Source organism: Labrys neptuniae (genome assembly GCF_040797145.1).
GTDB classification, from domain to species: domain Bacteria; phylum Pseudomonadota; class Alphaproteobacteria; order Rhizobiales; family Labraceae; genus Labrys; species Labrys neptuniae.
Genome location: NZ_JBFNQD010000013.1, coordinates 133,227 through 145,786, shown reverse-complemented (window position 1 = coordinate 145,786; position 12,560 = coordinate 133,227). Strand labels below are relative to the sequence as shown.

The 12,560-nt window shown below is 64.7% G+C and carries 9 protein-coding genes; 7 read left to right on the top strand and 2 right to left on the bottom strand.

Annotated features, from left to right (window positions below; genetic code table 11):
* The first annotated feature begins 23 nt into the window (after nucleotides 1-23).
* The 3 genes from ABXS05_RS27580 to edd all read left to right on the top strand — a co-directional run bounded on the left by ABXS05_RS27580 (nucleotide 24) and on the right by edd (nucleotide 3,833).
* The gene (locus ABXS05_RS27580) at nucleotides 24-1,106 is read left to right on the top strand and encodes an ABC transporter permease (protein WP_311936424.1); all 1,083 of its coding nucleotides are present in this window, start codon (nucleotides 24-26) and stop codon (nucleotides 1,104-1,106) included.
* Nucleotides 1,106-1,888: an ATP-binding cassette domain-containing protein gene (locus ABXS05_RS27575; RefSeq protein WP_367626076.1), complete on the top strand. Its 783-nt coding sequence runs from the start codon at nucleotides 1,106-1,108 to the stop codon at nucleotides 1,886-1,888. The genes ABXS05_RS27580 and ABXS05_RS27575 overlap by 1 nt, the downstream gene beginning before the upstream one ends.
* A 133-nt stretch (nucleotides 1,889-2,021) precedes the next feature.
* Nucleotides 2,022-3,833, top strand: coding sequence for a phosphogluconate dehydratase (gene edd / locus ABXS05_RS27570; RefSeq protein WP_367626075.1), 1,812 nt, complete (start codon nucleotides 2,022-2,024; stop codon nucleotides 3,831-3,833).
* 7 nt (nucleotides 3,834-3,840) lie between these two features.
* On the opposite strand, the gene ABXS05_RS27565 is transcribed toward edd, so the two are convergent.
* On the bottom strand, nucleotides 3,841-5,184 hold the full coding sequence (locus ABXS05_RS27565) for an aminotransferase-like domain-containing protein (RefSeq protein ID WP_367626074.1): 1,344 nt from the start codon (nucleotides 5,182-5,184) through the stop codon (nucleotides 3,841-3,843).
* A gap of 173 nt (nucleotides 5,185-5,357) precedes the next feature.
* Between ABXS05_RS27565 and ABXS05_RS27560 the strand changes: the two genes are divergently transcribed.
* The 4 genes from ABXS05_RS27560 (at nucleotide 5,358) to ABXS05_RS27545 (ending at nucleotide 9,378) form a co-directional block, all read left to right on the top strand.
* A complete protein-coding gene (locus tag ABXS05_RS27560) occupies nucleotides 5,358-5,597 on the top strand; it encodes a DUF1127 domain-containing protein (RefSeq protein WP_367626073.1) in 240 nt (79 codons plus the stop codon).
* A gap of 70 nt (nucleotides 5,598-5,667) precedes the next feature.
* Complete coding sequence (locus ABXS05_RS27555; protein WP_367626097.1) at nucleotides 5,668-6,426, top strand: sulfite exporter TauE/SafE family protein; 759 nt, start codon at nucleotides 5,668-5,670, stop codon at nucleotides 6,424-6,426.
* 184 nt (nucleotides 6,427-6,610) lie between these two features.
* Complete coding sequence (locus tag ABXS05_RS27550; RefSeq protein ID WP_311936404.1) at nucleotides 6,611-7,744, top strand: HlyD family secretion protein; 1,134 nt, start codon at nucleotides 6,611-6,613, stop codon at nucleotides 7,742-7,744.
* Entirely contained in the window at nucleotides 7,741-9,378 is a 1,638-nt protein-coding gene (locus tag ABXS05_RS27545) for an MFS transporter (RefSeq protein ID WP_367626072.1), read from the top strand. The genes ABXS05_RS27550 and ABXS05_RS27545 overlap by 4 nt, the downstream gene beginning before the upstream one ends.
* A 227-nt stretch (nucleotides 9,379-9,605) precedes the next feature.
* Here ABXS05_RS27545 and ABXS05_RS27540 read toward each other — a convergent pair whose 3' ends face one another.
* Nucleotides 9,606-12,437: an autotransporter outer membrane beta-barrel domain-containing protein gene (locus ABXS05_RS27540; RefSeq protein ID WP_367626071.1), complete on the bottom strand. Its 2,832-nt coding sequence runs from the start codon at nucleotides 12,435-12,437 to the stop codon at nucleotides 9,606-9,608.
* Nucleotides 12,438-12,560: the final 123 nt, after the last annotated feature.

Sequence of the window (12,560 nt, the reverse complement as noted above, 5' to 3'; positions counted from 1 at the left end):
CCCCACGGGAGGAGACCAAAGATATGACCGATCCTTCGGCAAATGTCGGCCGTCCACAGGACTTCGAGAAAGTCCTCTCGGGCAGCGACACCAGCGTAGCCAGCTTCGACGTCCACAACAAATCCGCCCTGGAAAAGGCGCAGCACTTCCTGCACGGAAACCCGGCCATGGTGCCGCTGATCGTGCTGGTGCTGTCCACCGCCGTCTTCGGCATCCTCCTGGGCAGCAAGTTCTTTTCGGCCTTTTCGCTGACGCTGATCCTGCAGCAGGTGGCCATCACCGGCATCGTCGGCGCAGCCCAGACCCTGGTCATCCTGACGGCCGGCATCGACCTGTCTGTCGGTGCGATCATGGTGCTGTCATCGGTGGTGATGGGGCAGTTCACCTTCCGCTACGGCCTGCCGGCGCCGCTCTCAATTCTCAGCGGCTTCGCCTGCGGTGCGCTGTGCGGCTACATCAACGGGCTGCTCGTCTCCCGCATGAAGCTGCCGCCCTTCATCGTCACGTTGGGCAGCTGGCAGATCATCCTGGCCGCCAACTTCCTCTATTCGGCCAATGAGACGATCCGCAGCCAGGACATCGCGGCTCAGGCCCCGTTGCTGCAGCTCTTCGGCGCGAGCTTCCGCTTCGGCGGTGCGGTCCTGACCGCCGGCGTGATCGCCATGGTGCTGCTGGTCGCGGTGCTGTGGTACGTGCTCAACCACACCGCCTGGGGCCGGCATGTCTATGCCGTGGGCGATGATCCCGATGCGGCCGAGCTTTCCGGTGTCGGCACCAACAAGATGCTGCTCCAGGTCTACACGCTATCAGGCATCATCTGCGCCCTGGCGGGCTGGGTGCTGATCGGCCGTCTCGGCTCGGTTTCCCCGACCTCCGGCCAGTTTGCCAATATCGAGTCGATCACCGCAGTGGTCATCGGTGGCATCTCGCTGTTCGGCGGCCGGGGCTCGATCCTGGGCATGATCTTCGGCGCCCTGATCGTCGGCGTGTTCCAGCTCGGCCTCCGGCTGGTGGGCACCGACCCGCAATGGACCTACCTGCTCATCGGCGTGCTGATCATCGGCGCCGTGACCGTCGACCAGTGGATCAGAAAGGTTGCAGGCTAATGGCACAGGAACCCATTCTCTCAGGGCGTGGTCTGATCAAGCGCTATGGCCGGGTCACCGCTCTCAACAATTGCGACTTCGACCTCTATCCCGGCGAGATCCTCGCTGTGATCGGCGACAACGGCGCCGGCAAATCCTCGCTGATCAAGGCCTTGTCGGGCGCAGTCACGCCCGATGAGGGGGAAATCAGGCTGGACGGCAAGGTCGTCAACTTCAAGTCGCCCATCGATGCCCGCGAGGCGGGGATCGAGTGCGTGTACCAGAACCTTGCCTTGTCGCCGGCCCTGTCCATCGCCGATAACATGTTCCTGGGTCGGGAGATCCGCAAGTCGGGCATCCTCGGCCAATGGTTCAAGATGCTCGACAGGCCGGCCATGGAAAAGCGGGCCCGCGAGAAGCTGACCGAGCTCGGCCTGATGACCATCCAGAACATCGGCCAGGCGGTCGAGACCCTGTCCGGCGGCCAGCGCCAGGGCGTCGCGGTGGCGCGTGCAGCTGCCTTCGGATCGAAGGTGGTCTTCATGGACGAGCCGACTGCCGCTCTCGGCGTTAAGGAAAGCCGCCGCGTGCTGGAGCTTATCCTCGACGTCAAGCGGCGTGGGCTGCCGATCGTGCTGATCTCGCACAACATGCCGCATGTGTTCGAGGTGGCCGACCGTATCCATATCCACCGACTCGGCCGGCGGCTCTGCGTCATCAATCCACGCGAATACACGATGTCCGACGCGGTCGCCTTCATGACCGGCGCCAAGGCCCCGCCCGAGGAGTTGGTTGCGGCCTGACAGAGACGAGGGCCGGGGGGCTTTGTCCCTCCGGCTGGCGTGTTTCTTGCTTCGCCTCATTATCGACGAAGCCCTCCGGAGACGATGCGCCGTATCAACGCCGGCATCGTCTCCCAACCCGAGAAAGGTCACCATGGCGCTGAACCCAACGCTCGCACGGGTTACCGATCGGATCGTGGCGCGGTCCGTGGCCCTTCGCCGCCCCTATCTCGAGCGCATGGCGCGCGCCCGTGCCGCCGGCACCGTGCGAGCCCATCTGTCCTGCGGCAACCAGGCCCATGCCTACGCCGCGATGCCGGTGGATGACAAGGCGGCCCTGGTCAAGGGCGGCGCGGGCAATCTCGGCATCATCACGGCCTATAACGACATGCTCTCGGCCCATCAGCCCTATGAAAGCTACCCCGACCTGATCCGCGCGGCGGCGCGCACGGCCGGCGGCACCGCGCAGGTCGCTGGCGGCGTGCCGGCGATGTGCGATGGCGTCACCCAGGGCCAGGCCGGCATGGAATTGTCGCTGTTCTCGCGCGATGCCATTGCCATGGCGGCCGGTATCGCGCTCAGCCACAACACCTTCGATTCCACCGTCTATCTCGGGGTCTGCGACAAGATCGTGCCTGGCCTCGTCATTGCAGCGGCCGCTTTCGGCCATATGCCGGCGGTCTTCGTGCCGGCCGGGCCGATGGCGAGCGGCATTGCCAATGACGAGAAATCCAAGGTGCGCCAGCTCTTCGCCACCGGCCAATGCGGGCGCGACAAGCTGATGGAAGCGGAGATGGCGGCCTATCACGGGCCGGGCACCTGCACTTTCTACGGCACCGCCAACACCAACCAGATGCTGATGGAGTTCATGGGCCTGCATCTGCCGGGTTCGAGCTTCGTCAACCCCAACACGCCCCTGCGCGATGCACTCACCGTGGAAGCCGCAAGGCGGGCCCTGGCGATCTCGGCGCTCGGCAACGACTATACGCCGGTTTGCGACGTGCTCGACGAGCGCGCCTTCGTCAACGGCATTGTCGGGCTCAACGCCACCGGCGGCTCCACCAACCTGCTCATCCACATGATCGCCATGGCGCGGGCGGCCGGCATCGTGCTCGACTGGCAGGATTTCGCCGATCTTTCGGAGGTGACGCCGCTGATGGCGCGCGTTTATCCGAACGGGCTTGCCGATGTGAACCATTTCCACGCTGCCGGTGGCCTCGGCTTCATGATCGGCGAACTGCTCGAAGCCGGGCTCCTGCATCCCGATACGCGCACCGTGGCCGGCGAGGGGCTCGCCCGCTATACCAGAGAGCCGAAGCTCATCGACGGCGCCCTGGTGTGGTCGGAGGGGACGAGCGCCTCCCTCAATCCCAAGGTGCTGCGACCGGCCGGAGAGCCGTTCCAGCCGACGGGTGGCCTCAAGCGGCTCCAAGGCAATCTCGGCACCGGCGTGATGAAGGTCTCGGCCGTGGCGCCGGAGCGCCATGTCGTCGAGGCGCCGGCACGCGTCTTCGCCGACCAGGAGGCGGTCAAGCAGGCCTTCCGGGCCGGCGAGTTCACCGGGGATACCGTGGTGGTGGTGCGTTTCCAGGGGCCGAAGGCCAATGGCATGCCGGAACTGCACAGCCTGACCCCGCTGCTTGCCGTGCTGCAGGATAAGGGGCTGAAGGTCGCTCTGGTCACCGATGGGCGGATGTCGGGGGCGTCGGGCAAGGTGCCCGCGGCGATCCATGTCAGCCCCGAGGCGCTCGACGGAGGACCGCTTGCCAGGCTCAGGGACGGTGACCTCGTGCGCGTCGACGCGATTGCGGGCACGATCGACGTGCTGACGGCGGGAGCGCTCGAACGGGAGAATGCCGAGCCGGATCTCGACGGCAACGAATTCGGTGTCGGCCGCGAACTCTTCGGCCTGTTTCGCCGGCAGGTCTCGGCCGCGGAACATGGTGCTTCGCCCTTGTTCGGCTGATTGAGGCTCATTCGGTCGAGTCGAAATCATCCTCCCGCATGACCAGCATCGCGGCCAGCGTCGCCAGGCCGCTATCGAGCTGATCCATCGACGGGCTGGCCAGCGCCAGCCGGACGGCGTTGGGCGCATGGCCTGGCGTTACGGCGAAGGTCGTGGAGGGAGACAGGGCAATGTCGCGCCTGGCCGCCGCCGCGACGAAGGTTTGCGAGCGCCAATGCGCCGGCAATGTCAGCCATAGATGGTAGCACTTTTCGTTGGTTTGAATCTCGAAGCCCGAAAGGCGCTCGGCCGCCAGCTTCTGGCGCGCGCGGGCATCCAGGCGTTTCAGCCTGGAGAGTTCGGCAGCGGTGCCATCGCCCATCAGTCGCTGCGCCGCCGCAAAGGCAAAGCCGGAGGCGGTCCATCCGCCCGAGCGCACCGAAGCCATGATGGTTTCACGCAGGTGCTGGGGCGGCACGATGAAGCCCAAGGACAGGCCCGGCGCGACCTTCTTGGACAGGGAGTCGATGACGATGCACCGTGCCGGCGCGAGAGCTGCGAGCGGCGGCACGTCGTCGAGGAAGCCGTAGACATTGTCCTCGATGATCGGAAGGTCGAGCTTTTCGGCGACGTGCAGAAGGTCGGCCCGGCGCGCCGCGCTCATCGTCATGTTCAGCGGGTTTTGGACAGCCGGCTGGACGTAGAGCGCCGAAAGATGGGCTTCATGGTGCGCCTTTTGCACCGAGTCGGGACGCAGGCCGCCCTCGTCCATCGCCAAGGGCACCAGCGTGATGCCGAGCCGCGCGGCAACGCCCTTGATGAAAGGGTAGGTCAAGGCCTCGACGCCGCAGCGCCCGCCGGTCGGAACGATGGCGGCAAGGGCGGCCGCCAGGCTCTGGCGGCCATTGCCGGTAAAGACGAGTTGCTCCGGGGTTGGCGACCAAGCGTCCCGCGAAAGGAAGGAGGAGGCAAGGGTTCGCAGCGCCGGCGTTCCGATACTGGTCGCCTGTCTGAGTGCCATGTCGAGGGCGGCAGGCTGTTCCAGGCCATCGAGGCTCCGGGCAATGAGGGCGGTCTGATCGGGTAGCAGCGGATAGTTGAACTCGAGATCGATACGAATGCCGCTCGGCTCGCCCGGTGCCGCCACGCCGCGCCTGGCATTGCCCGAAATGAAGGTGCCTCGCCCGGTTTCGCCGACCACCAGGCCCCGACGCAGCAGCTCCGTGTAGACGCGGCTTGCCGTCGAGGCGGCGATCCCGCGCTCATAGGCGAAATTGCGCTGCGGGGGCAGGCGATCGCCCGGCATGAGCCTGCCGCCCGATATATCGGCAGCAATCTCGTCGGCCAATTTCAGATATTCGGACTTCGACATTATTGCACCGAGAGCAATGTTATAATTGCACCGAGAAAAATATCAGAGCATTTTGCCTATATCAACCGGATTGTACCGGGCTCTGTGGAAATTTCTACCATTCATGTCGGCCGGCACATCATGGTTTGCGGCAACGGCGTCGCTTGGCCTGACCTCATCACTGGAGATTGGAAATGCCTGTTTCCTTTTCGACCGTCGTCCGTCCCGAGTTCGTGAAGAAGCGCGCCACCCGGTATCGGGCACTCGGTGCACTTCGCGATGCAATCGTGCGTTTCCTGGCCCGGCGCGCCGCCCTTGCTGACCTTCGCGACCAGGATGATTTCGCGCTGCGCGACATCGGCCTTGCACGCGGTGATATCGAGGCCGCGGTCTATGGCCGGCCCATCCCCCCCGGTGGGACCAAAGCGTCATGATCCCCGATTGCGCCACGACGGCCCTGCACAGGCGGGAATGCTCATGTCCGTCGGCGATGCAGGCGTCACCATGGACCTGAGCGCTGCCACCATCCTCGTCGCCTTTGCCGGCGTATTCCTGATCAGCTTCATGAGGGGCGCCTTCGGCGGCGGCTTTGCCATCGTCGGCATTCCGCTGCTCTCGGTGGTCATGGATCCCGTCATCGCGGGCGGATTGCTGGCGCCTCTCTTCATCGCGATGGACCTCTACGCCTTGCGCTACTGGAAGCCGTCGACCTGGTCGAAGCCGGACCTCATGGTGCTGCTGCCCGGGCTTGTGATCGGTATCGGCTTCGGCTTCCTGCTGTTCCGCGTGCTCGACCATCGCGCCATTGCGATCATGATGGCTGCCGTCATCCTGGTCTTTGTCGGCCTCTGGCTCGTGCGGGGCGGGGAATTGACGCATCGCCCGCGCTCCATGCCGAAGGCAGTCGCCGCCGGCCTCACTTCGGGCATCACCACCATGGTGGCGCATTCGGGAGGGCCGCCGCTTGCGATGTATCTGTTGCCTCTCGGGCTGGGGAAGGAGATCTACGCGGGAACCACAAGCCTGTTCTTCACCGTCGGCAATGCGACCAAGCTGGTGCCATGGCTGCTGCTGGTACAGCCTGCGGCCACGACCTGGGCGCTGATGGCGATCTGCCTGCTCGCCATTCCCATTGGTGTCTGGTCCGGCTGGCGGCTTCATGGCGTGTTGGATCAGCGTCAGGTTTATCGTGCCTGCTATGGCTTGCTCGCCGTGACGGCGTTGAAATTGCTGTGGGACGGCGTTTCCGGCTTCTCGGGATGAATGTGAATGCCAGGCATGCCCGCAAGGCTCGGGGATGACGCCGATTTCCGCGCCCTGTAGAGCCCCACCAGGATAGGCTCGATCGAGCCCGGCAAGTCCGGTGTGCGTATTGGAATATTTTTGTATCGCCATCCAAAATCCTTCGCCAGGATCGGCAGCGTTGGAATATGGGTGTGAGGATCAGATGTCGGATGCTGCGGAAAAATCGACCGTATCCGAAACGCCGCCGCCCGCGCGCAGCATGCGGTCACGTTGGCTCTATCCGGCCTTGCGCGTCGGCTTTCTTCTGCTCGCCGCCTGGCTGGTCTGGTACGTCGCCGGCAATTGGAACCGCTGGACCGGTGCTGCCCGCCTCGCGGAAACCGACAATGCCTTCATCGTGGGAGATGTCACGCCCTTGTCGGCGCGTGTCTCCGGCTACATCAAGGAAGTCCCCATCCACGACTATCAGGCGGTGGAGGCCGGCGATCTCATCGCCGAGATCGAACCGTCGGACTATCAGGCACAGCTCGCTTTGGCCCAGGCCAATCTCGCCGCGGCCGAAGCCAGTCTCGCCAATGTCGCCAATCAGAAGAACGTCCAGAATGCCCTGATCCGGCAGGCCGGTGCCAATATCGATGCGGGCAGTGCGGATGTGCGGCGCTACCAGCTCGAAGCCACGCGCCAGCGCGACCTGCTCAAGACCGGCACGGCCGGCACCCAGCAATCGGTCGAGCAGGCCGATGCCAATGCCCAACGCGCTCTGGCCCAGAAGACGCTCTACGAGGCCCAGCTCGACCAGCAGAAGGCCCTGCTTGTCGGGCTTGACGTGCAGGAGCAGCAGGTCAGGGCCCAGATCAAGGCCGCGGAGGCGCAGGTCACCCTCGCCACCAACAATCTAGGCTACACCAAGATCCGGTCGCCGGCGAAAGGGCTCGTCGGCCAGCGCCAGGTTCGCCCGGGCCAGTTCGTCAATGTCGGCACGCAGGTCATCGCCGTGGTGCCGCTGCCCAATATCTGGGTGGTGGCGAACTACAAGGAAACGCAGATGACCAATATCCGTCTTGGTCAGCCGGCGCATGTTACCGTCGATGCCTTTCCCGACCTGGTTCTGACCGGACGGGTCGAAGCCTGGTCGCCCGGCACCGGCAGCACCTTCGCCCTGCTGCCGCCCGACAATGCCACCGGCAATTTCACCAAGGTCGTGCAACGCATTCCGGTCAAGATCGCCCTCGATCCCAATCCGGCGCTGGGAACCCTGATCCGGCCCGGCATGTCGGTGGTTGCGACCGTCGATACCGGTGACAGGCCAGGCACCGGCGCGGCGGCTTCGCCATGACGACGGCGGGCGTGACGATGGCGGGCATGACGGCGACGGCCGCCCCGCTGACAGCGGCCGGGGCAGCCCTCGAACCGGCGACGCACGCCCCGCCGCGTTTCCGCGCCGATACGCTGCGTCCCTATATCGGCATCCTCGGCGTGCTGCTCGGCTCCATCATGTCCACGCTCGGCAGCCGCGTCACCAGTTTCGGTCTTGCCGATCTGCGCGGCGGGCTGCATCTGGGCTTTGACGAGGGGGCCTGGATGACCACCACCTTCGCCGTCGGCCAGATGCTGGTCGGCGTGGCCTGTCCTTATCTCGGCGCCATTTTCGGGGTGCGGCGCATGCTGCTGCTGGGCATCACCCTGCTCTTCGTCGCCAGCCTGCTGGCGCCCCTCTCTCCCAATCTCGGCGCCTTCCTGGCCGCCCAGTTCCTGGCCGGGGTCGGATCGGGGACGTTCATTCCGCTGACCATCAGCTTCATCGCCCGCAGCCTGCCGCCGCGCCTGATCATCTATGGCATCGCTGTTTACGCCATGAATTCGGAGCTTTCGCAGAATGTCGCGGCCTCGCTGGAAGGCTGGTATGCGGACAATCTGTCCTGGCGCTGGATCAGCTGGCAATATTGCGGCCTGCTGCCGCTGATGTTCACCTGTGTATGGTTCGGCATTCCGCGCGAGGACGTGAAGACCGAACTCCTGCACCATTTCGACTGGCCGGGCCTGGTCTATGCCGGCGCCGGTTTCAGCCTGCTCTATGCCGGGCTCGACCAGGGCAACCGGCTCGACTGGACCAACAGCGGCCTGGTCAACGGCCTGCTGATCGCTGGCGGCCTGGTGACGGCGGCCTTCGTCGTGCGCGAGCTGTGGGTCAGCCGCAGGCCCTTCCTCAACCTGCGGCTCCTGATGCAGCATCATCTCCTGCTGTTGCTGCTGCTGCTGGCGGGCTTTCGCTTCATCATCCTGTCGACCGCCTACATCATTCCCAACTATCTGCAGTCGGTGCAGAACTTCAGGGAATTGCAGGTCGGCGCCGTGCTCTTGTGGATCGCCTTGCCCCAGCTCATCATCGTGGTGCCGCTCGGCTATGTCCTCAAGCGCGTCGACGGACGATGGGTGCTGGCTGCCGGCACGGCCCTGGTCGGCATCGCCTGCCTGATGGCAGCCCAGCTCACCAGCGCCTGGGCCACCGACGATTTCCTGCAATCCCAGATCCTGCAGGCCCTCGGCCAGTCCTTCGCCCTCACGGCGCTGGTCGTCCTGGCGGTGCAGTCAATCAATCCGGCCGACGCGCTGACGATCGGCGCCCTGCTGCAGATCAGCCGCATGTTCGGCGGCGAGATCGGCACCGCCTTCATGCAGACCTTCGTGCGCGTGCGCGAACAGGTCCATTCCAATCTGATCGGCCTGCATGTCGACAGCCTTGCCGGTGCGACGGTCGACCGCCTCGCCGCTTATCGCAATGCCGTCAGCGCCCACACGGCGGACGTGGCGATCGCCAGCGCCCGGGCGACGAGCCTGTTGTCCTCGGCCATCGCCAAGCAGGCGGCGGTGCTGTCCTATATCGACGGCTTCCTGGCTGCTGCCGGCGGTGCCTTCGTCTGCCTCCTGCTGATTGCCCTGCTGCCCAGACCCAATCGACTTCCCATCTAGATGGGATTTATATTTCTCTATATATTTCTTTATTTTATCTAACAATTCTAATCTAATTTCTTAGTTGTTCCACTCCAATGATGTGCCTTGCCACGAACGAAACAGGCGAGTGGTCGAAGGCCATATGATCGGAATATCGTCGGGCTGCGAATGAGGTTCTTGCGCCTTGCATCCAGAAGACAAATGCTTGGCGCGATGTCCAGCAACGCGCCCCGTTTCTTCCGTGGTCAGAATCTCCAGACGAAATTGCCCCTGACGCTCTGGTCGACGGCCTTTTCGCCGAATTGTCCGCTGTAGGACACGCCGAGGCTGACCGCGTGGGACAGAGCCACGCTGATGCCCGTGTCGACCACCAGGGCGTCGCGGGCGATCGGCGTGCCGCTGGCGTTGAAGACGGAGCCATTGGCCAAGGCGAGCGCGGTCGTCGGCCTGACATCGCCGAAGGCGTGCCGCCAGCCCAGGGTGGCCTGGAGGGTGGTGCTCATGCCTTCGGTGAGATCGAAGCTGGTGGCCGCACGCAGCCCCAGGGTGGTGAAGCCCAGATTGCTGGTATCGCCTCGGCCGCTCAGAGCCGCATCGCCGCCTGTCTCCCGGAAGCCATCGGTGTGCAGGTTGAGATAGGCGGCGTTGACGAAGGGCTCGAAGCGGAAGGCCTGGGTATCGATGCGATAGCCGAGCTCACCGAAGAGCTGGGCCGTGCCGGCGTCGTAGCTGGTGCTGAGCCTGTCGGCGAAACCCGGCAGCGCCACGGTACGGTCGCTGTCGATGTCGTGCCAAGTGTAGCTTGCGCCCAACCGCAGGGCGAGGGCGTTCCACTGCCGCCCGGCATAGAGACCGGCGTGATAATTGTCGGCCGTACCAGAGGCGGCGCGCGCATCGACGTCGAAGCTGGAATGGCTGTAGCCGGCAAAGGCGCCGAGGCGCCAGTCCTGCAGGAACGAACCCTGGACGAGGGTATCGAAGCCGATGAGGAAGCCGCCGGTATCGTGATCGACCCGGGCGTCGCGGCCGCCGCCGCCGAGATGGCCCCAGGATCCGAAGCCCTGGGCCCAGAAGCCGGACAGGGCCACCGGGGTGGCTGAGCCGAACGGCGCCGGCGTGGTCGCCGGCACATTCTCGGCATAGGCGATCGGGCCCGAGAGCATGGCCGCAGGTGCGATGGCACCGAGATCAGCGGTGTAGAGCCGGTTCAGCACGGCATCGCGGATGAGGCCGCTATCCTGGACCAGCACGCTGCGGGCCGAGGCATGGATGTCGCCGGACAGGGTCGAGAAGGCCTGGCGGGCGCTGGCGACGTCCGGCGCCTTGGCGACGGCCTGATAGAGCGTGCTGCCGTTCGCCAGCGTCTCCACGCTGTCGGCCACGGCGCGCTGGCTCTCGCTGCTGGCGACCGAGGCGAAGGAGGTGTCGTTGCGCGTGACCTTCAGATAGACGTTGTTGGCATTCTGGGACAGGCCGAGATCGACGAACGGGGCGTTGTCGACCACCTTGGCGAACTGGCCGGTGATGCCGCCATTGGCGGTGAGGATCTTGTAGGTCTGGCCGATCGTGTAGTCGCCCGTGGCAGGGATGACGGAAACCGTGCCGCCATTGATGGTGGCGGTGCCGGTGGCGTGAATGAAATCGTTCTGCCCGGCGGCGTTGATGTTCACCTGGATGGTGCCGCCTTCATTGACGAAGTTGCGTACCGTCAGCGTGGTCGGGCCACCGGCCTGGAAGGCGATCTTGCCGGCATTCTTCACCGTGCCGGTGACGGTGGAATTGCCGCCCCCGGGGATCGCCCAAAGGGCCGTGGCGGAACTCAGCACGACTGTGCTGGCGTTGGTGGCCGAGCCTATCCAATGGGCAGAATCGGCCAAGGTTACATTGCCCCGCGAGGCGCCATTCACAGTGAGATTGCCGGTCCATGTCGTGGTGCCGCGCAGGCTGGCCGACAGGGTGTTTGCTCCATCCGCGGCAGGTGCGTCCACTGCCATGTCTCCGGAGAGCGTGGAATCGATTGCGGTAAGGCTGAGCGCGCTGGGCAGATGGAAGATCCGACCCGTTCCGACATTGGCGAGCAGGCCGCCGCTGCCTTTGAAGGCCGTGACGCCCGAGCCGGTCAGACGCACCGAGGCTCTTCCGCCATCGGCATAGATGGCCGCGCCGGCCGAGTTCATCGTAAGCTGGCTGTTGTCCAGGACGAAGGTCGCGTTTTCCGTCACGGCGTTCGAGACGTGGATGCCCCAGATCGCTCCCCCTGAATTGGCGCCATCCAGCTCGCTGTTGGAGACCCTGATGGTGCTGACACTGCCGCCGCTCAGCAAGGAGGTGCCGCTGCTCTGGTTGGTATCGGCATGGATCTTCATGCCGGTCGCCGTCAAAACTCCGTCGGCGACCGCCGAAAAAACGCCTTGGCCTGCTCCCGTCAGTGAAATGGTTCCGCCGCCTTTCAAATCGACCCGGCTGCCATCGCTGCTGTTGGCGACGTAGAGCCAGGCACCACTGGCATTGATCGGGCCATTCACAGTGATGGTGCTGTCGAACTGCGCAGAAAGGCCATCCGACCAGGCACCGTGGCCCACCAGGGTGGTTTGGCCGCTGAACGTCATGCGGCTGCTCCGGGAGGCTATCGCACCCCTGGCGACGTCAGCGACGTCAAGGCTCAGATCGGTTGCATAGATCGTGGCCCCCGCTACGTCTCCCCAATTGGCTTGCAGCCCCGTCGAGCTCCCGCCGACGCGAACGGTTCCTCCGCCCTTCAGATTGATGGTCGCCCCATCCTCGGCAAAGATGCCGATGTCGTAATCGTCGCCATTCGAGGCAGGCGGTACCGTGACGTCGATGGGTGTGTCGGCATTGCTGTAGAGCAACGAGCCCTTGTCGATGGCGTGAAAGCAGATTTCGTTCTTGCAGGTTGCCTGGGCAGGCGTGATGCGCACCGTCTGTCCGCCGCTGGCCGTTACCTGGGCATAGGCAGACTGGCACAGCATGACGGCGCTCGATGCCAACAGGAAACTCAGAAGCGAGCGCCTGGTCAGGTGGGAGCGAACGCAAGCGTTTCCGATCGACGACGTCATGGGATTCCTCCTTCCACGTTGCCGTGTCAGTTCAGGTCTGCGCAACCGCCTGACGGGGCCTGTCGGGCGCCTTTGACGCAGGCGCACCGAATGTTAGGAATATGAGATATATCTCATTATTCT

Coding starts and splice junctions, on each gene's coding strand:
- ABXS05_RS27580 (WP_311936424.1), top strand. CDS start 24: ATGACCGATCCTTCGGCAAATGTCGGCCGTCCACAGGACTTCGAGAAA.
- ABXS05_RS27575 (WP_367626076.1), top strand. CDS start 1,106: ATGGCACAGGAACCCATTCTCTCAGGGCGTGGTCTGATCAAGCGCTAT.
- edd (WP_367626075.1), top strand. CDS start 2,022: ATGGCGCTGAACCCAACGCTCGCACGGGTTACCGATCGGATCGTGGCG.
- ABXS05_RS27565 (WP_367626074.1), bottom strand. CDS start 5,184: ATGTCGAAGTCCGAATATCTGAAATTGGCCGACGAGATTGCTGCCGAT.
- ABXS05_RS27560 (WP_367626073.1), top strand. CDS start 5,358: ATGCCTGTTTCCTTTTCGACCGTCGTCCGTCCCGAGTTCGTGAAGAAG.
- ABXS05_RS27555 (WP_367626097.1), top strand. CDS start 5,668: ATGGACCTGAGCGCTGCCACCATCCTCGTCGCCTTTGCCGGCGTATTC.
- ABXS05_RS27550 (WP_311936404.1), top strand. CDS start 6,611: ATGTCGGATGCTGCGGAAAAATCGACCGTATCCGAAACGCCGCCGCCC.
- ABXS05_RS27545 (WP_367626072.1), top strand. CDS start 7,741: ATGACGACGGCGGGCGTGACGATGGCGGGCATGACGGCGACGGCCGCC.
- ABXS05_RS27540 (WP_367626071.1), bottom strand. CDS start 12,437: ATGACGTCGTCGATCGGAAACGCTTGCGTTCGCTCCCACCTGACCAGG.